The 24,740-nt window shown below is 37.9% G+C and carries 19 protein-coding genes and 1 tRNA gene; 5 read left to right on the top strand and 15 right to left on the bottom strand.

Going from position 1 to position 24,740, the window contains the following annotated elements; translation table 11 throughout:
• Positions 1–5: 5 nt before the first annotated feature.
• The 8 genes from ABIE26_RS19655 to ABIE26_RS19620 all read right to left on the bottom strand — a co-directional run bounded on the left by ABIE26_RS19655 (position 6) and on the right by ABIE26_RS19620 (position 11,316).
• Entirely contained in the window at positions 6–626 is a 621-nt protein-coding gene (locus ABIE26_RS19655) for a site-specific integrase (RefSeq protein WP_310145073.1), read from the bottom strand.
• A 2-nt stretch (positions 627–628) separates the two neighbouring features.
• Positions 629–1,195 (bottom strand): phage integrase SAM-like domain and Arm DNA-binding domain-containing protein, encoded by a 567-nt coding sequence (locus tag ABIE26_RS19650; RefSeq protein WP_310145072.1) that lies wholly within the window; start codon positions 1,193–1,195, stop codon positions 629–631.
• Between the two features lie 332 nt (positions 1,196–1,527).
• A tRNA-Pro gene (locus ABIE26_RS19645) sits at positions 1,528–1,601 on the bottom strand.
• A gap of 297 nt (positions 1,602–1,898) precedes the next feature.
• On the bottom strand, positions 1,899–4,514 hold the full coding sequence (locus ABIE26_RS19640) for a S9 family peptidase (protein WP_310145071.1): 2,616 nt from the start codon (positions 4,512–4,514) through the stop codon (positions 1,899–1,901).
• Positions 4,515–4,562: 48 nt separating this feature from the next.
• Complete coding sequence (locus tag ABIE26_RS19635) at positions 4,563–5,930, bottom strand: RagB/SusD family nutrient uptake outer membrane protein (RefSeq protein WP_310145070.1); 1,368 nt, start codon at positions 5,928–5,930, stop codon at positions 4,563–4,565.
• A 17-nt stretch (positions 5,931–5,947) separates the two neighbouring features.
• Entirely contained in the window at positions 5,948–9,241 is a 3,294-nt protein-coding gene (locus tag ABIE26_RS19630) for a SusC/RagA family TonB-linked outer membrane protein (RefSeq protein WP_310145069.1), read from the bottom strand.
• 238 nt (positions 9,242–9,479) lie between these two features.
• Positions 9,480–10,601, bottom strand: a complete 1,122-nt coding sequence (locus tag ABIE26_RS19625) for a FecR family protein (protein ID WP_310145068.1) — start codon at positions 10,599–10,601, stop codon at positions 9,480–9,482.
• 136 nt (positions 10,602–10,737) lie between these two features.
• On the bottom strand, positions 10,738–11,316 hold the full coding sequence (locus ABIE26_RS19620) for an RNA polymerase sigma factor (protein WP_310145067.1): 579 nt from the start codon (positions 11,314–11,316) through the stop codon (positions 10,738–10,740).
• Positions 11,317–11,549: 233 nt separating this feature from the next.
• Here ABIE26_RS19620 and ABIE26_RS19615 point away from each other — a divergent pair, with 233 nt between their 5' ends.
• Positions 11,550–11,747 carry a hypothetical protein gene (locus ABIE26_RS19615; protein ID WP_310145066.1) on the top strand — a complete coding sequence of 66 codons (198 nt, stop codon included), beginning with the start codon at positions 11,550–11,552 and terminating at the stop codon, positions 11,745–11,747.
• Between the two features lie 143 nt (positions 11,748–11,890).
• On the opposite strand, the gene ABIE26_RS19610 is transcribed toward ABIE26_RS19615, so the two are convergent.
• From ABIE26_RS19610 to ABIE26_RS19585, 6 genes are all read right to left on the bottom strand, one after another.
• Positions 11,891–14,509, bottom strand: coding sequence for a S9 family peptidase (locus tag ABIE26_RS19610; RefSeq protein ID WP_310145064.1), 2,619 nt, complete (start codon positions 14,507–14,509; stop codon positions 11,891–11,893).
• Positions 14,496–15,887, bottom strand: coding sequence for a RagB/SusD family nutrient uptake outer membrane protein (locus ABIE26_RS19605; protein ID WP_310145063.1), 1,392 nt, complete (start codon positions 15,885–15,887; stop codon positions 14,496–14,498). Before ABIE26_RS19605 ends, ABIE26_RS19610 begins: the two co-directional genes overlap by 14 nt.
• A gap of 16 nt (positions 15,888–15,903) precedes the next feature.
• Positions 15,904–19,206, bottom strand: a complete 3,303-nt coding sequence (locus ABIE26_RS19600; protein WP_310145061.1) for a SusC/RagA family TonB-linked outer membrane protein — start codon at positions 19,204–19,206, stop codon at positions 15,904–15,906.
• Positions 19,207–19,354: 148 nt separating this feature from the next.
• Complete coding sequence (locus ABIE26_RS19595) at positions 19,355–20,506, bottom strand: FecR family protein (RefSeq protein WP_310145060.1); 1,152 nt, start codon at positions 20,504–20,506, stop codon at positions 19,355–19,357.
• A gap of 121 nt (positions 20,507–20,627) precedes the next feature.
• A complete protein-coding gene (locus tag ABIE26_RS19590; RefSeq protein ID WP_310145059.1) occupies positions 20,628–21,200 on the bottom strand; it encodes an RNA polymerase sigma factor in 573 nt (190 codons plus the stop codon).
• A gap of 127 nt (positions 21,201–21,327) precedes the next feature.
• Positions 21,328–21,450 carry a hypothetical protein gene (locus tag ABIE26_RS19585; RefSeq protein WP_310145058.1) on the bottom strand — a complete coding sequence of 41 codons (123 nt, stop codon included), beginning with the start codon at positions 21,448–21,450 and terminating at the stop codon, positions 21,328–21,330.
• A 506-nt stretch (positions 21,451–21,956) separates the two neighbouring features.
• Here ABIE26_RS19585 and ABIE26_RS19580 point away from each other — a divergent pair.
• Complete coding sequence (locus tag ABIE26_RS19580) at positions 21,957–22,100, top strand: hypothetical protein (RefSeq protein ID WP_310145057.1); 144 nt, start codon at positions 21,957–21,959, stop codon at positions 22,098–22,100.
• An 18-nt stretch (positions 22,101–22,118) separates the two neighbouring features.
• The gene (locus ABIE26_RS19575) at positions 22,119–22,610 is read left to right on the top strand and encodes an HAD domain-containing protein (RefSeq protein ID WP_310145056.1); all 492 of its coding nucleotides are present in this window, start codon (positions 22,119–22,121) and stop codon (positions 22,608–22,610) included.
• An 85-nt stretch (positions 22,611–22,695) separates the two neighbouring features.
• On the opposite strand, the gene ABIE26_RS19570 is transcribed toward ABIE26_RS19575, so the two are convergent.
• The gene (locus ABIE26_RS19570) at positions 22,696–23,175 is read right to left on the bottom strand and encodes a hypothetical protein (protein ID WP_310145055.1); all 480 of its coding nucleotides are present in this window, start codon (positions 23,173–23,175) and stop codon (positions 22,696–22,698) included.
• 457 nt (positions 23,176–23,632) lie between these two features.
• Between ABIE26_RS19570 and ABIE26_RS19565 the strand changes: the two genes are divergently transcribed.
• Positions 23,633–24,028 (top strand): DUF1016 N-terminal domain-containing protein, encoded by a 396-nt coding sequence (locus tag ABIE26_RS19565; RefSeq protein ID WP_310145054.1) that lies wholly within the window; start codon positions 23,633–23,635, stop codon positions 24,026–24,028.
• 81 nt (positions 24,029–24,109) lie between these two features.
• Positions 24,110–24,685 (top strand): RNA polymerase sigma factor, encoded by a 576-nt coding sequence (locus ABIE26_RS19560; RefSeq protein WP_310145053.1) that lies wholly within the window; start codon positions 24,110–24,112, stop codon positions 24,683–24,685.
• The last annotated feature ends 55 nt before the right edge of the window (positions 24,686–24,740 follow it).

Below are 24,740 nucleotides of genomic sequence, written 5' to 3'. Positions count from 1 at the left end.
TTAAATTACTTTCCAAATGTCATTTTTTGCCTCAAACTAACCATATCATTCAGCACTTTTTTCCTTTTAACTTTTGAATATATCTGAGTGGTTCGAATGCTTGCATGACCAAGCATGTGCGAAACGCTTTCCATTGGCACTCCATTTTCAAGTGTAACCGTTGTAGCAAAAGTGTGCCTAGCCAAATGAAAGGTGACTGTTTTATTGATATCAGCTACGTAAGCGATAATTTTAAGATAACGGTTTACAATCTGATTTGAAAAGGTTGGGAAAATCGTTCCTTCTTCCTTTGCAAATTGATCGTTTTTATATCTTTTAATAATCTCTAAAGCTTCAGGGAGCAATAAAACATGAAATTTACGTTGTGTAAAGTTTCTATTTTTCTGCCTGATCATCTCAATCCAATACTCCCCAGCACTATCTTTAACCAGATGCTCTTTAGCAAGACTTACCAAATCACAATATGCCAGCCCAGTTAAACAACAAAACACAAAAAGATCGCGAACTATTAGTTGACTATTTGTTAATCCATCAATAGCCCTGATACGGTTCAACTCTTCCATTTCAAGGCAGTCACGATCTTTGTTTATTATTTTACGCTCAAAATGAAGAAAAGGATCATTCATAGTCAACCGGTTTTAATAGCAACTCCAAACACCTTCTTAAAGCGTTCCATGTGTTTCATTAATGTATTATTTCCACATGGCTTCTGTCCCTTATCTGGCACACGGTTGAGCATATATATACCAAAATCGGTAATAAACTTATTGTCAATCTTATCTAAGTATATATCTTTCACCTTTCTTTGTTTTATCAAAAATTCCTTTAAAAAACGTTCGGTAGAAAAATAATTCTTTAAAGTCCCAGGTTCAATTAATGACGCTAGGTCAATATTATGGTGACTCAACAGAGAATTTAAAGTACATGGCTCCTTATCATACCCTTCTACCCTTGCTTTTATAGTTTCAGAAGACAATGGCTTATTTTCATATTTCAGGTCGTTATACGCGTTAATAATATCATTTATCAGTAACCGAATTTTCTCTCTAACTAATGCTTCTTCCTTACCATTGCCAGAAAGAGTTTGTTTAGTTTGATTCCATGCAGAAACATCAACCCTTTTCTTGGTTGAAATATCAGAAAACTTACTATTTAAAGTAATCCGAACAAATAATGGGGCTCTACCTTCTTTCATTTTGTCCTTTTTTAGGAAAAATGATAGACTAAATGTGTTTGGGCTTTTCATATTTTAATATGATTTATGCCCTTTTATGCCCTTATGCCCTCTCCTGTTTTTATAGAATTAGAGGAACAAAACACAGGGTTAAAAAAGGCGGTAAAACAAAAAACTCAAGTAGTCGTTTTTACTTTTTTTTTGAAGGACAATTTATAGCTGAAAAAAATAGGGTGTAGAATAGGGCATAAAAACCTTGATATTCTTTGCTTTTCTTTGATATGACTAAAACGAAAAAACCCTCTAAATTGTGACATTTAGAGGGTTTTTGATAGAATTTGACATCTATAGTGTCGGGGTGGCAGGATTCGAACCTACGACCTCCACATCCCAAATGTGGCGCGATACCGGGCTACGCTACACCCCGAACTGGTATCTTCATTTTTCAAACCATTTCTTACATGATTTGAAAAAGTTAGCTTCGATATAATGAGTTACTATTCGATTTTAACTGGCGCAAATGTACATTAATTTACATAACATTAAAATAAATAAATTCAGTAACTACATAATAAGCTGTTTTTCAACCCGATATTTTATGCTAAAAACGTTATTATAGCATTAAAAGGCAAAGCAATATTAACGCAATGCCCATGGACATTGTGTTAATATTGCTTTTTACATTAATTTTTGAGTATTGACTCATTCGAGTTTTGAGAATAAATTAATTGGTTTCAGTAATCCAATCTGCGGGTTTATCTCTTTTTAAGTAATAATCAAACCAATCCATTGCCTTATCGTTTAGATCCTCCTGAGTGTTTTTGGAAAGTAATGTATGGGCTTCATTAGGATACTGCAGCATGATGCTTTTTTTATTGAGCCTTCTCAGAGCGAGAAAAAAAGCTGTAGACTGTTCGGGTTTAACATTATTATCATTTTTGCCAGTCCAAATAAGAATCGGCGTGTTTACTTTATCTGCATTAAATACAGGTGAATTTCTTAAATAGGAATCTTTACCTTCATAAAGTGATCGTCCCATTCTGTACTGCTGATTTTCAAATCTCCAGATTTCTGCATTATTAAACTCGCTATTGACTGTAAGATAACCACGAATATTATCCGATACTCCAGCACCACTCACAGCGGCGGCAAACATATTGCTGTTGGTAATTATACAATTGACCTCGTAGCCGCCGAAGGAATGACCCATAATTCCTACTCTAGAAGAATCTATAACTCCTTTACCAATTATTTGTTTGACTGCACTTTCAACGCATTGCGTAGCAGATATTCCAGTATTACCTCTTTCATAATAAATATCAGGCATAAGTACAAAATAGCCATTTCCAGTAAGATGAGTAATATTAAAGCCTTGTGTGCTGTGGATGCTTGGAGTTACATAATTATGCAGTTTATGGGAAAGCTTCTCATAGATGTAAACAACTAAAGGATATTTAACCTGCGGATTGTAATTGGCAGGATAAAATAGGGCCGCGCTAAGGGTATCTTTCTGCGTATTTTCGAAATTGATCATCTCAGAATGCCCCCAGTAAAATTTTTTCTGCTGTACATTCGTTTGGATTATAGTTTTTATTTCTATTCCATTTTCGGATTTTAAAAGAAGAGAAGGTGATTTGTCAAATTTTTCAGATTCAAAACAGTATGAATCACGCTTTGCTGCCTTTCGAATGTTAGAAATTTTGGCATCAGCAAATACTAAAGATTGCAAACCTTTCTCAGGATTCAGGATAAAACAGCCGGAGGATCCTTGCTTACTGTCATAAGCTTCCAATATGTTTTTTTCTTTCAAATTAATAGTAAGGCTGTTTGTGGTGGAATAGTTAGATCTCCTTTTGTTCTGCCGTACAGCAGCGAACCTATATCTGATTAATTTTTCTTTTCCGTCAGTGAGTCTCACAGGCTGCTTTCCATCGGTAAAAAATTGCCAGATATCGTACTTATCATAGAATAAAATTGATTTGCCGTCGGACGACCAGCCATAAAATTCGAATGAAATTTTATTTCTGTTAACTGGATCTTCCAAACTATTCCAAGAAAAGGGAGTTTTGGTCGTAAGACTGCTGTGTGTCTTTTTTTTGATATCATAAAGATGCCAGATGTCGTTTTTATAGTAACAAATGTAACTGCCGTTTGGAGAGAAGTGCATATATTGGGTGTGGCCCGACTGATTGCTTATCATGAGTTCTTTATATCCGTTTGACACTTCCATAATGTAATAGTCTAATGGCGCAAAATTATCGTACTGGGGCTCATACTGGAGCATGTCTGCAACCACAGCATATTTTTGATTGCCGGATAATGCAACCCACGAATATTTTTCGCAGCTCAGCGGACGAGCCAGATGACTTTTAGGATACCAGACCGCCAATAAGGGTTTATTGTAGGACTTTGCCAGTACTGAATTAGGGTATATGTATTTATCATCATTTTTCCATATTTCTACTACAGGATTCTGGAGAATGCTGTGGACAGCATTTTTATAAGCAAAAAATACAGCACTGTTATCGTCAGCTATTTTAAGAGGTATGCTGCTGTCGTTTGTTATTATTTTGTTATTAAAGGTAGCCCTCGGAAGCTCCTTTAAAGACGAAAGTCTTTGAGAGCGGCAGTCGTAACAATATAAACAGATACTAGTACTATTTTCTGTATAAAAAGCGGATGTATTTCCGTCCTTTGACCAGGTCATACTTTTAATTTCTGCGGTGGAGTTATCAAGTATTTTCCTTTTGACGATATGCTGTTTCAATTTGATAAGGCCAGCCTCATAATAACCGTTTTGTCCTAAAGAATATAGAACGGCATTTCCCGCATTATTCATTTTGAAATCATTGGCATTTTCTATCCTCTGCAGCATTTTTCCGTTTTTATCACGAATGGCAAGGATCTTAGATTTATTTGGTTTGGATTCTAAAGTAACGAGAAAAGAGCCATCTGATGACAAGTCGTATTCTTTAACCCCAGAAATAGAATCTACATTTCCTTTGCTGAGATTAACAAGATGGAGATTTTGTTTATTGTCAATACAGGCAAATAGCTCTTCTGATGCGAATTTGCCCTCCAATGATCCGGCAAAGGCATACTGCTGACCTGTAAGCGTGCTTTTTACAAAAAGGGTATCCAAATGTGATTCATATCTAAGTGCATAACTTATCCATCCTGCTTTATCCGAGATTTTATCAGTGGCAAGCTTGCTCCATAATTTATAATCATTTGTAGTGAGTTTTTTTTGGATCAGATCCTGGCCCGAAGCGGGACCGGCTACTAATCCAAGTATGAATACAGCAAAAAATCTGTACACAAGTTTTATATGCTTTTTCATTTTTTATTTTTATCAAATAACTTCATGGATTTCAGTCAATGATGTTGCTCAGTAGCCAGGATTTTGCGGAGCAAGATTTGAATTTGCAAGGATTTCTTTGTCAGGGATAGGCCACAACTTGTCATTAGTTTCCCATCCAGGCTTTACAAGCGATAGCGTTTCATCGAGTTTGCCTAAACGTTTCAGGTCAAAGAATCGATGGCCATGTTCGGTGAAAAGCTCAAATTTCCTTTCTTTTAATACAGCAGCAATAATTTCATCTGCAGTACTTGCATTTGTATTCGATAGTCCTGCTGTATTTCTAATCTTATTCAAATCGTCTTTAGCCTCAGTTAATTGACCTAAGCGTGCTCGAGCCTCCGAACGAATGAGATATTGTTCTGCTAACCTAAAAACTACTGAGTATTCTTTACTTGTTCCGGTATTTAAACGCTGTTTATATTTATAGGGAAAATACCATCGATCAGCACCATTAGTTACCATGCCCACCCAATATAACTTCCTACGGTCATCGGGTTCAAAGCTATTTACCAGGATCGGACTCAATGCATACCCCGGAATGGAACCATTTAGCGTAACAAAAGTAGCGCCTTCATTAGTATTGTTACCCACCAATTTAGGTGCAAACTGCCAAATTGTTGCAGTGCTTTCTTTTAAAAATACATTCTCTAAATTATTCTCCCATAAATAGATCTTGTTGTTGATTACCTTTTCCGAAGCAATCACAGCATCTTGCCAATCGCCTATGTACAAATAGACCCTAGCAAGCAATGCCCAAGCTGTGGCACGGTTAGGACGAGCCCTTTCGACACTGATGTAGGTCTCTGGTAATAGCTCTGTAGCTTGCTTCAAGTCTGCTATTATCGCATTATAAACCTCTTCCACAGGCAATCTCCTAACACTTTTATTCATATCATAATCGGTAGACGAAATATAGGGTATATCCCCATATACATTCGAAAGATAAAAGTGATTGAGTGCCCTGATAAAGGTAGCCTCCCCAATAAACTGATTTTTATTTGCTACCGACAATAAAGTTGATTTTTGTACACCCTCTATGACAGCATTGGCGCAATAAATTAGATGGTAACTCTCATTCCATAACTGACTAGTAATGTTATTTGTTGCTAAAATGTTGTTGGTGTATGGTATCCCGGGTTCTACATCCGTACGTGTATAAATAAGTTCGTCAGCATACATCCCCAAATTTACCGTAGCCCCACTCCTGGCCAGAAAGCCTGTTTCGCGTTGCTTTGAATAGATATCAACCATTGCAGCGTTGGTGGTTGCCTGATCTTGAAAAACATTTTCTCCGGTTAACTGAGAAGTAGGTAGGCTTACGTTTACAAATTTCTTACAACTAGTAAATACTGCAAAAGTCAAAAGCGCAACTATAATTAAGTTTAAATTTTTCATTTCCTAATTTCTTATTTTTAAAAAGTTAATTGTAAACCAGCAGTATACACTCTTAAAGGCGGTAAATACCCACTCAATTTATATTCCGGATCACCCCCCTCAAATGAGGTAAATGTGAGCAGATTTTGCCCTTGGAAATAAATACGGCAAGCGATTCCTTTTAATAATTTTGGTTTAATTTCATAGGACAAGGCAACATTTTTTAATCGGATAAAAGAGGCATCTACAATAGTTCCATCGCTTAGATTAAAAAGAGAATAGCCAATGTTAAGCGCGCTATTATTACTGGTCATTTTTTGATAATCAGCCTCATCATTTGGCTTTTGCCAAACATTAGTTAACGAGGAAAGCTGATTTATCAACCTACCAGGAAGTCCTGGAGCATATGCAGTCGCCTTTTGCTTGACAAATTGAAATAGAAAATTCAACTGAATGTTACGATAAGTAAATTGATTTTGCAATCCTCCAAAAAAACTTGGATTTAAATCAAAAATGAGCGTTCTATCCATCAATGACGTGATTTGCCCATCGCCGTTCATATCTTTAAAAGTATAGACCCCAGTTTGTGGGTTGATACCAGTATATTGATACCGTTTTAAAATATTTATAGATTCGCCAACTACGTAGGTATTGGAATTGTTGGAGGTGGCTAAACCTGGATATGAAATGAGCTTATTTCTATTTGTCGAAATATTAAAATCACTCGTCCAACTGAACTGTTTACTTAAAATGTTCTTCGTTTCAACAGAAAATTCAAATCCTTTATTTTGAACAGTTGCACCAAGATTAGCGGTTAAACTAGCAAATCCAGTAGTACCGGGAAGTGGAATTCCGACAAGTTGATTAGAAGACCGGTTTAAATAGTAAGCAGCATTTATAAATATCCCATCATCAAAAAAGCCCATTTCTAATGCCGTTTCAAACTTTCTATTTGTTTCCCATGCGAAATTTGAGTTAAACAATCGTGTTGGTTGTAGACCAACTGTTCCTTGGTAGGTGTTGCCTGAAGATAGATAAGTATCTAGAAATTGGTAATCTCCAATTTGATCGCTTCCGGTAATGCCATAGCTTGTCCGAAGTTTTCCAAAACTTAATATTGATTGATCCTTAAATAAGTTTTCCTTAGAAAATATCCACGCAGCACCGATAGCCCCAAAATTTGCAAATTGTTTTCCTGGCCCAAATCGGCTTGAGCCATCTCGTCTGGCAGTGATATTAGCGATATATTTTCCATCCCAATTATAGTTTAACCGGGCAAAGATGGCTTCATAATTATATTTCGTTTCATCACTAATATCTATAACTTTTAGTGATGCAGAAGAAAGGTCATAAATAAGACTGTTGGTTGAAAACCCGAAACCAGATTGGCCTAATCTATTGTTTGTTTGACTTTGAAATGTACCTCCCACCAACGCTTCTAATTTACCTTTCCCTGCGGTTAAAGTCCATTTTATCTGCGGTTCTATTATCCACGAACTTCTAAAAACCAGACTGCTGTATAAACTAGACGAACTACTATTTAGTCCCAATGCAGGATTGTACATCGTATGGGGCTGTGCATTGGTTTCATAATTACGTACATCAGTATACCCAAAATTAGACGTTAGTTCAAGATTGGGCAATATACTATAGCTCAGCACTCCATTAGCATTTAGGTTATTAATCTTTGCATTAAATTTTGCCACTTGAGCAGCAAGTGGATTTTGCCAGGTACTATTCTCCCAGTTCAGGTTTCCATTTTGATCATACAATGCTGGAGCATTGGGAGCAAGTGTACGCGAAAGTCGAGTTAAGTCTGTAACAGGTTGGAGGTTGACCTGAAAACTATATTGAGAAGAAAGGATTAGTTTGAACTTCCTATCTTCGGAAATATGATTTAAATTAAAATGCACTGCGCCTCTTTTATATTTAAAATCACCTGGATAAACTGTGGTTTCTTTAGCTGTATTTCCACTTAAAAGATATTGCGTTTGAGCGTTCCCTCCTGTAATAGAGGCTTGAATTGTCGTGATTTCAGCTGTACCGCCGATAAGCTCCTTTTGCCAGTCAGTATACCTATTTCTGTCCCATTTCCCATTTATATCATATGCATCTGCTGGATAATTCGTTATCCCATCGTTAGCGTAAGCTTGTTCACGCATGGCTAAATATTGTTTCGTATCCATCAAGTCCAGCATTGTTGTCACTCTTCCCTTGCTAGTTGCGCTATTGATGCTAATCTTTGTTTTTCCTGCTTTTCCTTTTTTTGTTGAGATCAGCACAACACCATTTGCCCCACGAGATCCATATATGGCTGTTGCATCAGCATCTTTTAATATCTCAATGCTTTCTATATCTGATGGATTGATGGCGTTTAACGGACTGGTCATCGTAGTAAAAGTGCCAGAGGTATTTTGCGTACCTATAGTTTCAGATGCAAAGGGAACCCCATCAACAATATATAATGGTTCATTTGCAGCAGCTCTTAAGCTATTTTGACCACGAATTTTAATCTTAAAAGCTCCACCCGGCGTGCCATTGTCTTGAATAATTTCAACTCCAGCCATTCTTCCTTGCATAGTTGCTAATACATTCAATACAGGCTGGCTCTCGATATCTTTAGAAGAAATTCTGGAAATATTTCCAGTTAATTCCCGCTCTTTAACCCTATAATATCCCGCATTGACTATTACTTCCTCTAATTTCCCAATTGCCAGTTCCATTCTAATGCTACCTATATCCTTTAAAGCCTTTACTTCTTTAACTTGATAGCCTAAATAAGAAATTTCTAATACAGCATCTTCAGAAATATTCTTCAATAGGAAATAGCCATTTCCATCAGAAACAGTAGAAATTGTGGTCCCTTTAACCCTAATCGTCGCCCCGGCAATGGGCTCTCCCTTTTCATCTACAACCTTTCCAGTTACATCAATTGCCTTAAGCCTGTCAATAATACGCTCCAAAAAACCAGGCTGCTCCTTTGGCTTAATTGCAATGGTTTTACCATCAATTTTGTACGTGTATCCTAATCCTTTAAAAGCTTGATGCAACGCTTCTTCGATAGAAGCATTGGTAACCACAACTGTCACTTTTTGAGATTTAAGGGAGTTTTTCCCATCAAAATACACAGCAAAGCCGCTTTGTTTTCCGATAGTACGCAAAACGTTATTTAAAGGCGTGTTACGCTCGTTTAGCGTAATCTTCTGCGCCAGCCCCGCCGCGCTCACCTGCATTAAACAGGCTATCATGATCACCGTGGTCAGTCGCATAATCAGGCATATTTTCTGGTATAGCCGCTTGGGCATACCAATTACTTCAATAATTTGATACATTTGTTTTAGTTTTTGGTTCTTGCAGCGACCTTTTTCTTTCCACGGAGTAGGAAACTGCGGTAATTAGGTTAGTATTTTATATTGGCCAAAGCCAAAAAACTCAGCCAGTCCACTATGGGCTGGTTGATTTGTTTTAAGCTAATAGCTCTGCCTTCATAAAAATTTAGTCATCCCTTGTTGGTTTAATGGTTGATGGTTCGGTTAGTTTGTTGGCTTTATCATAGGGATAGTAGTATTTTTATTTATAGACGTAGACTTTTTTTCCTTCCACTCTGAATTTTACCTGCCCCGAATTTTCGATCAGTTTTAATATAGATGATAATTTATTGTCCCTTGGTATCCATCCTCCAGACTGAATGTCTTCAGGAACGGATTTATCATAAACGACCTCCACATCATACCATCGTGAAATCTTACGCATTGCCATTCTGAAGTCCAGACCATCAAGATTAAACTCCCCATCTTTCCAGTCGGTAACGTTTTCCGTATTGACCTTCGCTACAGAGATCTGACCGCCATTGTTTCTGGCCTGGTCGCCTGGAACAATGGTCTTTACATTCTTTCCAGCCGATATCTTTACAGAACCTTCCAAAAGCGTTGTAGTGGTTGTGAGTTCATCTTTATAGCTATTGATATTGAAGTGCGTTCCCAAAACCTCCACTTCCTGATCAGCTGTTTTCACGATAAATGGGTGCGATTTGTTCTTGGTAATTTCAAAATATCCTTCACCAGCCAACTGAACGGTGCGTTTTTTATTCTGGATGAGGTTTGCCGCATAGGTCAGGCTAGAACCCGAGTTCAACCAAACCACAGAACCATCTGGAAGTTTCACCCGATAGGTCTCGCCGTTACTCGTCGATATGGTATTGATTTTGTTTTCGTTAGTATTGCTCTTGATCTCATATATTAATTCCCCATTTGCGGTTTTGGTAATGATCACACCAGCCTCATCTGCAAGTTTGCCAGTGCTCACCTCTGACAGCCTGATTTTTGTTCCATTGGCCAAAGTCAGGGTAGCGCCCTGCTGGCCTGGGTTTACATCATGCTGAGCGACTTGCTCAATCAACTGTTTATCCCTACTATTAAAATATAACAGACTTCCAATACCTATCGATAACGCAATAGAGGCAGCAACTGCGATACGTGGCCAAAGCCTAAATCTACGTGTTAGGATAACTTTTCTTTCCTCTAGCCTTCGCCAGACTTCCGCTTCCGCATCATCAAGCTTCGCTTCCGAAAGGCCAGGCTTATTTTTCATGTTTAACTGAAAAAGCCAGCGTTCAGCGATCTGTTGCTGTTCGGTGCTATATTTTCCAGAAGAGACTTGAACTAAATCATCTTTGATGTCCTTATTTTCCATCGGGTGGGTTATTGCTTATTAACTATAAGGCAGATAAGTCCGGCCCTTTGGTGACTCTAAATGAAGATAATATGAAATAATTGTGAAATTATTATTCAATCAACTGATTTACAATTGAATAATTTTATAAAAAAAATTAACCATTCAGCACGTATAGTACAAATACTGCTATACCAAGATTGTTTTTCAGCTGTTTTACAGCCCGCTTCAAATGCGTATTGACCGTGTTTTCAGAAATATCCAGTTTAGCGGCGATCTCTTTTGCGCTTAGATACTGCTCAAAGCGGAGCCGGTAGACTTCACGCATCTTTGGCGGCATCGCCTCGATTTCCTGTCGGATCATTCCGGCGATATCCTTTTCACGGATCAAGTAATCAGTTTCTGTACTATCCACCTCTATATAATGATCACCCTGATCGATATACTTCTTAATAATTGCCTGATGGCTGAAAATATTAAAGATCTTATTGAGTACAGATTTGTACAGGTAACTGGAAAGTGAAGTTTTCAGCGCAAAGTTTTCCGTGTGGTCAATCATCCAGGCGAACACATCGTGAACCACATCTTTGGCTTCTTCCTCGTCCCTTAGTTTGTTATAGGCAAACAGATAAAGCAGTTTAAAATAACGGGTATAGATTTCCTTAAACGCAGCGTCATTACCCAACCGCAAGGCTGTGGCAAGTTCTGGGTCACTGTATTTGGAGTAATCTTCCATAGTGATCTGCTATCATTAAATTTACAAAATTTAAGGCCAATGATAGCTATAAATATCGAAATTTCCTGCTAGCACCTGCTAATAATGACGTATAAGCCTAAATCAAAGGATTTTTGGCATTCCTACATGGATATGGCTTTATCTTGTTCCTTAAAACGCCTCTACCTTTTTAGCAACAATGTGAATTTGTTGGCAAATTTTATATTTTGCATGTTAAATCAAAAATTACTTATATGAATAAAAAATTGTTATGGGCGGCTTTATTGCTACCATTTTGTATGAATTCCTGCAAAGATGATCTCGTAGAAAACATCAAAGTAGAGAAGATAGAAGTAGATCATAAAATAGAAAAGGTAACACCACCCAGCTCAACTTTATCAGCGCCTGATAAACGTAAGGATAGAGATTGGGAAACATCAACAACTAGCTAGCTTATTATTTTAATTCAATATATACATGTGCAAAACATTTGTGCATGTATATTATTTTCTTTTCATTTAAGACATATAAAAGTCCTTCTTAAATAATGCATAATGATTGATTTCAATCATTATGCATTTAATTGTAACTAAAATTACTGATTAAAATTGCTATTCATCCAATCTTGTTTTTTACCATCTTTCAGATAATAATCAAACCATTGCATAATTCGTAGACTCAGGTCCATTGCATTCTCCTTTTTAGTTAATTCATGTTCTTCACCAGAATAAATTAACAAAGTATGCTCTTTATTTGCTCTTCGCAACGCTAAGTAAAATTCCATACTTTGCAAGGAATGAATATGGCGATCATCTTCACCTGCCCATCCTAACAGTGGGGTATTTACCTTGTCTGCCAATAAGACTGGAGAATTATTCAAATAGGCAGGCATATCCTCAAATAATGACTTACCTATTCTCAATTGGTGGTTCTCGGTCCTAAAAAAATCTGGTCTTTTCATAAGTGGGCCTTCATACAAATAAGTACTCACTAAATCTGTCCAAGCTGCACCAGCAACTGCTGCTGTAAAGCGCCCTGTTTGTGTGAGAATTAAATCCGTTTCGTAACCACCAAAGGAATGTCCGATAAGCCCTATTTTATCTGGATAGATACTCCCCTTTGCGACAACCGTATCAATAGCTGTAAGCACACTTTGGGTTACAGACTTTCTTAGATTACCGTATTCATAATTGATATCAGGATATAAAACAAAATAACCTTGATGGGTAAAATTGGTTGTATTGTTACCATCACTTTGCATTAAACTAGGATTTTGGTATTCATGTAAATATGCAAACTGTCGCTCATAGATACTAACCACCATTGGATATTTTTTTCCAGCCTCGTAAGCTGCTGGATAGAATAACACGCCTTTTGTTTTGATACCATTCACTACATAGTCGATACGTTCATTTTTACCCCAGTAAAATTGGTCTTGCTGTTTGTTAGTTCGTACTAATTCCCTCGCTTTCCCATCATACATCATCAACCTAGGTGAATAGGTAAAGCTTTGCTCTAAATACATATAGATAGCTTTATTCTCAGCTTTATAAAACAGGTTAGTTCTTTTATTTTCCCAAATGAGTTCCTTAACACCTGATTTTGGGTTCCAAGAGCTTAGTCCACTTGCACCGGTTTCTTTGTTAACCGTGGTAAGTATTAGGCCCCTGTCTAGGTCAAGCCTATTCTTTTTTGCTTTTATGTTTGTATTGAAAGTATTCGAAAAAGCCTCTATCCGAAAAATTTTCTGTATCTCCCTTCCTTTAGTCAACCTCAACTTTTCTTTACCATCCAAAGAGACTTTCCATAAATCATACCTATCATAAAGAATGACATTTCCATCCGTAGTCCATCCCCCAATTCCGTAAGGTTCCTCTTGTCCTGGACTATTTGTATCCTCTTTCAAAAATGAATTTGAAGTACCTAAAGTTATATTGGTATGCAAATCCCGCTGAATGTCATAGATCCACCAATGTCCCTGCTTGGTTGCGTAACAAAGGTATCTTCCATCAGGTGATCTCGATGGAATATTATCAAAGGCATATTTTCTAATGATGAGTTTTCTTTTACCAGTCTTTAAATCTACGATGTACAGATCGTATGGGCCATTTTGCTGAGTTTGAGGCTCATATGCATAGCGATCATAAATGAATGCATAATTATAATCCGAGCTTAAAAATCCAGTTGGCAAATCTTGATTAGTTATTTGAAGCACACTTTGGGTATTTACATCCCAAATTGCCATTTTATCAGACATGGCGTAATTGCCAAAAGATTTCTTTGAATCAAACATTTGTTTATCCATCGTATGCCAGATTTGTAGTGCTTTAGGGCCCATAAAATCAGATTTGATGCTATCATTCCTCATCCAGAAAATTACTTTTTTACCATCATCCGATAGATTGAGATGCGCCATAAGTGCATGGGAAACTTGCATTTGGGAAGGAAAGCCAGTAACTTTCGTTGGATCTAATAAACTGAGCTTATCCTGTAAAATATCATAAACAAAGAGCTTAGGGTGTTGGCTTAAAGTTTCAATAAAAGCAATTGAATTTTCCTCCCAAACTAGCTTTTTAAACATTGCTTGATGATCAGTGGTTACTGTTTTTTTCGAAATGGCATCTTTAAATAGCATAAATTCAACGCTATAGGCATCATCTTTTGCCGTACTATAAACAATTCCATTTCCCGAAGGATCAAAAACGTACTGGACAATATCTGAAACCTTCCGAACAACGGCACCTTGCCTATCCCTGACTTCTAGGATATTTTTTTTGTCGTCTTGTTTCAACAAGATGATCATAAATTTTTGGTTTGCTGAAAAAGCGAAATTAGCTGTAGCAGGCGTTTTCAATTGTTTTCCAGATTTTAGATCCATTGCGATAAGCGTATCACCTTTCAAACATGCAAAATCTGTTTCTCCGTTAAACTTTCCCCTAGCAGAACCAGGAAAAACATAGCTCTTATTACTGTATGTCTGTTGAACAATTAATGTATCCTTCCCTGTATAGTCATAAAGTAGCCTATAGCTAGCCCAATTGCCGTTATTGGAAATTTGAGCGTTAAAAAGCTTATGCCATAAATGGTAATCTTTTGGTGTTAGCATGCTTTTCTGTTTCACCTGTGCAGAAAGAGGCAAATAGGAAACCAGCAATAGAATAATAAAAAGAGAGGTCTTAATATAGATCTTATATGTTGAATTAATAGTCAGCATTTTGAGGTTTAAGGTTAGGGTTAAGTAATAGTTCAGATTCAGGAATTGGGAAAAGTCGGTCATTGGTTCCCCACTGTGGTTTTAGGGGAGATAGAACAAGGTCTAGCTTACCCGTTCTTTTGAGATCAAAAAAACGATGACCGAATTCAGTAAACAATTCCACACGGCGTTCTTGTAAAACAGCCTCAATAATCTCATCAGCAGTGTTAGCTGTGGAATTGGTTAAACCGGCTAAATTCCTAACTTTATTTAAGTCTTCTTTAGCTCCAGTAAGATTACCCTGATGAGCACGAACTTCTGCACGAATAAGGTATTGTTCTGCTATCCTTAATACAACAGAATATTCCTTAGAGGCTGTGGTAGTTGTTCGCTCTTTATACTTGTAGGAATGGTACCACGATGAAGTACCAGTAGTAATTTTATTTAACCATTGTCCTCGACGAAGATCATTATCTGCAAATGCTCCAAAAAGAGAGTTACTAATGGCAACTGAAGCCGGAGGTCCTTGTATAAAAATAAAAGAGTTGCCTTCATAGGCATTTTGCGTGTTGTTCGCGGGCATCAATTGCCAAATGGTAGAAAGGCTTTCTTTAACAAATACAGTATTTAGATTTGTTGGCCACGCATATAATGTCGATTGTTCTATTACAGCAGAAGCTGCATTACTAGCCTCATTCCATTTTTGCATATATAAACACACCCTTGCCAGTAATGCCTGTGCAGCCCACTTGTTTGGACGGACCCTTTCTGTGCCGATGTATTGAGCTGGAAGAAGCGTAATCGATTGCTCCAAATCCGATTTAACCAAGGCATACACCTCTACTTCTGGCATTCTACTGGCAACCCTATTTTGCTGGTAATTGGTTGTTTTAATATATGGAATGGGTCCAAAAGAATTAACCAAGTAAAAATGTATGAGTGCTCGTACGAAAAGAGCCTCCCCCATAATTTGATCCTTATCCAAAGTTTGCAAGGCTAATGATTTGTTTATTCCCTCAACTACTGAATTTGCCGCATATATTTGATTATAGCTTTCCGTCCATAGTGTAGATGTTTCATTTCCTGTAGCAATCAATGAATTATTATAAAAATTTGCCTGTGCTGAAAGTGCAAGCCCATAGAATTGCAGTTCATCAGCATAAAGCCCAAGTTGGACTGATAAGCCACTGTTGAAACCTGTAAGCAATCCCCGTTCCCTTATTTTGGAATAAATTTCAGTTATGGCAGCATTTGCTGTGGCCTTACTTTCGAAGACAGATCCAGTGCCTAACTGGGAAGATGGTAAATCTACATCTGTAAAATTACTGCATGCTGCAATTGAACAAAGAATGACCAGTAACAGCAATGAACGATATATCTTAATATAGAATATTTTCATGATAATTGAAATATGATTAGAAAATTAACTGAATACTGCCTGTATATATTCTTAAAGGAGGTAAATATCCTCCAACTCTAAATTCAGGGTCAATTCCTTTGTACTTGGTAAACGTTAACACATTTTGTCCTTGAAGACTTATCTTACAGGTGAAGTTTTTAGTCAAATTTTTAGGTAACTGATAGGATAAGGCAATATTTTTTAGACGAATATAAGATGCATCACTGTAGGCAGCGTCACTACCAATTAATCTGGTATTAGCAGTGATGCGACTTCCGTTGCTGTTACTATAGGCTTGATAAACACCTACATCATTAGGTTTTTGCCAGCGAGAAATTACTCCACTAGGTTGGTTATTCATCGTACCAGGCGTAGGGTTTGAAAAATTCTCATTGGCGTTTAACTGTTTAACAAACTGAAATAAAAAATCAAGTTCAAAGCCACGATAGTTAAAATTATTCTGTAAACCGCCATAAAACGCTGGATTCCGATTGATAATGGTTTTTGCATCCTCAGCAGCCGATAAAATTCCATCATTATTCACATCCTTAAATTGGTAGATTCCGGTTAAAGGATTAACTCCAGTATAATGGTAGACCTTACTAATGTTAAGAGGTTGACCAATCACAAATTGATTTTTATAGGTTGACGCTTCCAATCCAGGGAATGAAATCAGTTTATTTTTGGCAAGGGTTAAATTAAAACTAGTAGTCCATCGAAACTCCTTACGTTTAATGTTTTCCGTATTAATGCTAACTTCAAGACCTCTATTCTGTACAACGGCATCCAAATTCGATTGAATTGATGAAAATCCCGTTATAGCTGGTAGGGGGATGCCAACCAACTGGTTATCCGAACGGTTGTTATACCATGCTATTGTTGTTGAAATCCGGTCATTTAAAAAACCAGTCTCCAATGCTATTTCTAACTTCCGGTTACTTTCCCAACCAAAATCAGGATTAAATAGCCTACTAGGTTGTACACCAGCAAAACCTTGATATCTATTTCCTGAAAGACCATAAGTATCTAGATACTGGTAATCACCTATTTGATCATTTCCACTTATTCCATAGCTTGCACGAAGTTTTCCAAAACTTAAAAAAGAAATCTTCTTTTTCATCCATTCCTCCTCACTAAATATCCATGCAGTACCGATGGCACCAAAGTTGCCGAATTTTTTACCTGGCCCAAATCTACTTGAACCATCACGTCTGCCAGTAAAATTCAATAAATACCTACCTGCCCAGTTCAAATTTATCCTGGTAAAAAAAGCTTGGTACTTATACAAATTTTCCTCACTACTTAAAACCGTACTTGTTGTTGCAGAAGCCGGATTATCAATCAAACTATTACTAGGAAAACCTCTATAATAATTTACCAGTTGATTTCCTTTTTGCTGTTGAAAAGTTGTTCCAAAAAGTGCATTTATTGCTACATTTCCAATCTTACGATTCCATATCAATTGAGGTTCAGCAATCCAAGAATTCCTCTTCAGATTATTAATAAAAGCAGTCGCAGCTTCAATTCCCAAACCCCAAGATGGATTAAAAATAGTAGAGGGTTGTAGATTTGATTGTCTCTGATGGAGGTCCGTGTAACCAAGATTACTTTTGATAACAAATCCAGAGCCTAACTCATAAGACAGTAAAGCACTGGTTATTAAATCAGAGGTATTTCCCTTAATTTTTTGTCCTAAACCCGCAACTGGATTGTTAAAGGTATTGTTTTGCCAATTTAAATTACCAAATTGATCATATAAAACAGGAGCATTTGGAGCAAGAGTTGTCGCAACCGTAGTCAGGTCTACAGCCGGAAGAGTGTTGCTCTGTAACGTATAACCTGCCGATAGAGTAAATCGGAAACGTTTGTTTTCCGATTCATGATTAATGTTCAAAAGCATTCCTCCTTTGACATATTCAAATTTACCTGGAAAAACAGTAGTTTCCCTACTATAATTTCCGCTAACTAGAAACTGTGTTTGAGCAGATCCACCTGAAAGTGAGGATTGCAAATTATTATAGGTTGCTGTACCCCCTATTAATTCTTTTTGCCAATTGGTATTACGGTTCTGATCCCAGGTACCGTTTACATCATAGGCAGTAGTAGGCAATTGAGTTACACCATCATTCGCAAATGCTTCCTTGCGCATTGCCAAATATTCTGGTGTTTCCATAACATCTTTAAAACGCGTAACTCTTCCAAGTCCGCTAGCATAATTGGTGCTAAAAGAAGTTTTACCAATCTTTCCTTTTCTGGTAGTAATGAGTACCACTCCATTAGCTCCTCTGGAACCATAAATCGCAGTTGCATCAGCATCTTTCAGCACTTCTATCGATGCAATGTCTGCTGGATTAATGCTATTGAGTGGAGTATTTTGCTCGGGAATATTTGATGAAGTATTACTATTACCAATACTTTGCGATGAATATGGCACGCCATCAATGATATAAAGTGGTCTATTGCCATCATTCCTCAAACTATTTTGACCCCTTATCTCAATTCTGAAACCGCTGCCGGGCATACCTGTGTTTTGCGTAATGTTTACACCAGCCATACGGCCCTGCATGGTCGCAAGTATACTTGTAACTGGTTGATTCTGGATATCTTTTGCAGCAACTTTAGCAATACTTCCAGTGAGTTCCCGCTCTTTCACTTTATAATAACCTGCATTTACGGTTACTTCTTGTAGCTTTTCGTCTGCCAAAATCATCTTAATAGTGCCAATATTCGCAGTGGCTTTAATATCTTGTGTCACATATCCGATAAAGCTGATTTCCAATACTGCGTTTTCCGGTACGCCCTGTAAAGTAAATTCTCCCTGGGCGTTGGTTTTGATGTTTTTATTCTGGCCTTTGACTTTTATCGTGGCGCCTGGAAGTGGCTGGCCTTTTTCATCCAGGATTTTACCTTTGACATCAATCGTCTGAAATCGTGCAATGAGCTGATCCAAATAAGAGGGGGACTTTGAATGAATGATGACTGTTTTGTTTTCAATGGAAAAAGATATGGGTTGATTTGCGAAGATCTGCTCAAGGACGGTTTTCAATTCTGTGTTATTTACATTTATGGTAACCGGGCGGGTGCCTTTCAGTAAATTGCTGGTGAATACAAAATCATATCCGCTTTGGTCAGAAATCTGATCGAAAACCTTTACCAGGTCTGCGTTTTTTTCGGACAGGGTGATGCGCTGCGCAAAGGTGGTGGCGCTTACCTGCATTACTGTTATGATTAAAATGATGGTGGTGAGCCTCATAATCAATAAGATTTGACGGATGTAACCTTTGGGTACACCCGGTTTGTTGGCATATTTTTTATACATTAGTGTTTAGTTTAGTTGAGCAGTAAGCCATTGCCTCGAAAACATGGAGCTTCTGCGTTTCTGTTGATTTATTTTTAATGATACTTGGCTAAACAAGATCCAGATCCCGATTCCACTCGGGATTTGGTGTTTTCAGGCCGTTTGGTAATTATTTACTAACGATAACTTTCCTCCCTTCTATTTTAAAATGAACGGCTTTTGTTTTTTCCAGGGCTTCCAGAACATCGTTTATGCTGCTGTATTTGGTGATCCGCGCGTTAAAGGCAACTTCTGGTAACGCTCCTGAATAGGCTACTTCTACGTTGTACCATCTGGATATTTTGCGCATTACGCTGGTGATGTCTTCATCATAAAACCTGAAATAACCTTTTTGCCAGGCTATGGCTTCATCTATGTTAACTTTTGTAAGCCGCATTCCTTTCTGATCCAGGATACTCTGCTGCCCGGGTTTCAGAACCTGGCTTGTTATATTGTTTACAGCCGCGGCCGCCCCAACAGCTGAAAGCTCAACAACTTTTACTGAACCTTCGATCAGGGTAGTTTTTACGGCCATTTCGTCCGGGTATGCATTGATGTTGAAATGCGTTCCCAATACCTCCACTTCCTGCCTGGTAGTGGCTACTATAAATGGATGCTTTTTATCTTTGGCTATTTCAAAATAGCCTTCTCCTGTCAAAGAAACCTGTCTTTCTTTCCCTTTTGCGAAGCTGGTGGGATATTTTAAGGAGGATGCCGAATTTAAAAATACGAGTGAGCCGTCGGGCAGGCGTACCCGTGTCTGTTGTCCGGCTGTAGTGGTTAACGTGTTGTATTCTGCTTTATTGGCTACCTGTTCTGTCACTTCATAGATAAGCTGCCCATCTTTGGTTTTAGAGATTTTTACCCCGGATTGATTGGCGATATTTCCAGTCAGTGCATCATTTATGAATATCTTTTGTCCGTCAGCTAAAGTTAATGTGGCGCCGTTCTTTCCAGGGTTGATGTGAACGGCTAAATCGGCAGGGTTACTTTTTTGATCGCGATTATACCCTGATCTGAAAAAATATACACCTATCACTACACAAGCAACTGCTGAGGCGACGGCGATGCGGGACCATAACTGTAAGACGAACGGTTTGCGGCCGAATTTCAGTTTTTTACGCAAAGCGGAAACTGATCGTTCCAGGTCCTCTTCGGCCATCACATTAGAACTCTGTGCTGCGTACTGGTTGTACCAGGCCTCTAAAAGGACTTTTTCGGTTTCGGTAATGGAGCCGTTGTGAAGCTTTTGTAATAATTCGTGTAAGTTTGGTTCGTTCATATTTCGAAAAGCTATTCTGCCTGTTATAGGAGTAGAACAGTTAAGTATAGCCCTACGTCATACGCTAAATCAAAAAAAGCTGAATTATTTTTATTTCAGACCAGAAAGAGAGGAAGAATAGTTATAGAAAAGGGAACATGGCAAGAAAATCATCAATTTTTGGTTTGAGTATTTTAGTGGCTTTATAAACCTGTTGCTTGGCTGTTTCTGGCGAAATATCCAGTTGTTCCCCGATCTGTTGATAACTGAGGCCGTGTTTTTTGTTCAACAGAAAAACCTCCCGCATCCGCTCTGGTAAAAGATCTATTTCCCGTTCAATGATTTTAGCCAATTCATTTTCACGTATGGTATCTTCTGTAATGTTATATCCTCTAACCACAAACTGGTTAAAAGACGCCGCGTATTTTACAACTACCTTTTGGTGAGAGAGCAGGTTAAAAATTCTGTTACGCACAGCCGCATATAAGAATGAGGAAAGTAAACAATTCTCATCAAGGGAATCTCTTTTCTGCCAGAGGTTTACAAAAACATCCTGAACAACATCATGTGCTTCTTCGTTATTGTTGAGTAAACGGAATGCATGTCTTAAGAGCAGCCTGCTGTAACGTTCAAAAATTTCCGCATATACTTTTCTGTCGCCTTTTTTAAAAAGCGGTATGAGCTGCTGATCCGTAAAATTGCTGAAATCAGGCATGTTGTAAATATTCCCCTACTTAAAGATAAGCAATGTTAAGAAAAACTTTGATATAATGTAACTATCGGGATAATATGCTGCTGAAGGTTTGGGTTAAAGAGAGAGCTGATGATATCAAATTTTAAAATTACTGTTTTGTATCCGGAGCGTAGTGCTCCATACCATACCTTTCATTGATAAATACCCTTGCTGGAAGCTTAAGAAATGCTGCAAGCGAACGTGCCATGTCCAGGGTAATACCTGTCTTCATAATCCTTAACCAATAAGCTTAATAATTCCAGCTCATCAAAAGCTGCAGAACCTGGTTTAGCATCAAAAACCTCTTCAATCCTACGAACTGCAGCATTATATGTTTCTTCAGTCTTTAAAATCTTATATTTCATAGCTACTATTACATCTTTCTTTGTAATACGAGTTCCCTGTAAAATGAAAAGCCCCGGTTAGGGGCTTTAAATGAGACTGACCAAAAAAAACTTCTACCTCATTCTGGCTGACCAAAGTTTTCTTCTATCTCTAATGCTGATACAAATATAAGGTAATTATTGGATTCCCTTAAGCCTTTTACAATTAAGAAAAAATCAGCCAACTTCATAACAGGTTTCAAACAGGCATTGTACAGTTTTTACGTATATAGTACCTGTTCAAGAAGTGTCTAATACCTGACTTAGACAAACAGAAAGTAATTAGTAACCAGTTCGCTGGCTATTTATCTTTTAAAAGAATCGTCAATATCATGGATGATCGATAAGAATATTGGTGTCAAAGTTATCTGAAGATATTGAATTTGATGAGAACGATTGGGACACGACTTCTAAAATTAAGTTTTTAAATGAAAATGATGCTGAATACAATGGTGTAGATATAGATACGATTACGCAGATGATCCAGCATTTGGAATAATAATTGTATTTTTGTAGCATGCTTATTTTGTTAGACATAGATGGTGTTATGGTTCCTGCGAACTCCTGGAGAAGACCGGAATTCCGCGAGGATGGGTTTCCTGCATTTACGAGCAAATCGGTAGAAGCGCTTAACCGGATTATATCAGAAACAAATGCCGATCTTATCCTCACCACTTCACACAAGTCTAAGTATAGCTTACCCCAATGGAAAAACATCTTTAAAAATAGGGGTATAGAGGTAAAATCAATAAAACGTTTGACGGCTAATGATGCCAATCAGGATCGTAAGGGCGAAATATTAAGATGGTTTAAGAAACGGAAAAGTAATGATGGAGATTTTGTAATTATTGATGATGACAAAATGTTGAATGGATTACCCGTTACGCTAAAAGAAAATCTGGTATTAACCAGCCCATCTGTTGGATTAACTGATGAATTGGCAGATACAGCCATAGCTAAGTTAAAGCATCAAGATCCGAATTTTAATCTATCATCGGGTAGCGAGTAAAAAAAAGCCAACAGGCCATCTCTTTATTTTGAGACAGCCTGTTTTGATTTAAACCTGTAACAGAGATGATTGCAAAAAATCAATATCAATTGCCAGGAACTACACTTAATGGTTTTTCGCTGGTCTTTTTCATCACCACTACCCTCATATTCTGAAAGTTGGATTGTGTGGAAGGACGCCCATCCTGGTCGCGTTTTAGCCGGATGCGCCCCACTGAAACCTCTGCCTGCACCCTGATGTTACGCTCGGTATAATAAGGCAGAACTGCCCAATCAGCATAATCAGTTGATTTAACGTACACCATTACCACATTATTTGTCAGCACATCTGCTGTTAAGGTTTGGGGCGCTGCAATATCCAGCTGCAAGTATCCACTGGTAACCGTACCTACTGTGGTCCATACGGCATTTGTCAAACTATAGGTATAAGTTTGTACATTGGCATTACCATCTGCGCCATCTGCTCCGTTTTCACCGGGAGTGCCCGAATCTCCCTTTTTACAGGATGGCAGTTGTATAGCTAAAGCAGCTATTACAAGAACGAGCATTTTTCCTAAGTTTTTCATAGTAGTATTGATTTGTTTCAATAAAAATGCATGTTATTGGTCTTTCTTACTACGACAACTAGCCGGCCTCCATAACCATTGAGCGAACAGACAGTTTTACTGAGTTAATCCATATCCGGCTGTAGCCAAACACCATTACCTGCCAATCTAATCTGATTCTTACCACTGTTCAATGTGCGTTAACCCTAGGTTAAACCTGCGTAGCAGGGTTCCAAGGGCTAAGTTAGGCGCTACAAGCCCCTTGAAAAGGCAAAAAGCTATACCAAGGCCCTGCCACCCCCTTGCCAACGCCTTGGCAGCGGGCTCCAAACATGGGACGCAGGACAAACGCAGCCTTAACGCGGTACAAAGGCTGTACAATACATCCCCAAAGATTAGCCATGTAAAAATTATTACTTGAAATCTGTGGTTTATTAGTACCAATCAATGTAATTTTGGTTAGATCAAATATTGTAGCATGGCTGAAACAGAAAAATTGAGTATCCTTTTTAAACAGATTACTGAAATTATAACTCATGCCAGGCAAAAAGCATATCAGAACAGTAATGCCATTTTGCTGCAGATGTACTGGCAAATTGGGCATCTTATTGTAGAGGATGAACAACAAGGCAAAACTAAGGCTGTTTATGGAAAGGCAGTATTAAAAAACCTGGCCAAACAACTTACAGTTGAATTTGGTAAAGGTTTTGACGAAAGTAACCTGCGGAATATCCGGCAATTTTATATAGCTTTCCCAAAACGTGACGCAGTGCGTCACGAATTGAGCTGGACGCATTACAGAATTATAAGCCGCCTGGAAACAGAAAGCCTGAGAATCCAATATGTAAAACATACACTAATTAAATATTTCTGAAAATATTTTACCAGGTAATATATTTTTCTGATTACACTTGCGACAAAATTTTCGTAAATTCATATAAATAGGGATACCACTATGGCTGCTTACAGCACATATACCGATCAGGAACTACTGGCTTTATTGAAGCAGGGCAATGATGCGGCCTTTACCGAGATTTACGACCGCTTTAGTGGCCCTTTATATGTATTCGCTTTTCGCAAATTAAAAAATGAGGACGAAGCAAAGGATGTGGTCCAGGAAATATTTATTGTGCTTTGGAACAGACATGCCGAACTGGATTTTCATTCTTCTTTATCTGCTTATCTTTTTAAGGCCGTACATAACCGGGCATTAAACTTATTTGTACACCAGCGGTATCACGAAACCTACATCAGCTCTTTTGAGGCCTATTTAAATACCTATGCTAAAGACGCCGATGAGCTTTTAATGGAAAAAGAGCTGGCCGCTATAATAGACCAGGAAATAGCACTGCTGCCCGAAAAGATGCGGGAAATATTTTTATTGAGCAGAAAGGAGCAGTTAAGCCATAAAGAAGTAGCTGAGCGTTTGGGCATATCAGAGCTTACGGTAAAAACCCAGATTAAAAGGGCACTGAAAGTGCTGCGCCTAAGGCTTGGGCTGATGATCTATCTGGCCTACCTGTTGGGATAACAGGCCATTCTGTTGCTCCCAGACTAAAATTATCTTACTACTTATCAGCCAGTTA

It is taken from the genome of Pedobacter africanus (genome assembly GCF_040548825.1).
GTDB classification, from domain to species: domain Bacteria; phylum Bacteroidota; class Bacteroidia; order Sphingobacteriales; family Sphingobacteriaceae; genus Pedobacter; species Pedobacter africanus_A.
This window is presented reverse-complemented; position numbering and strand designations above follow the sequence as displayed.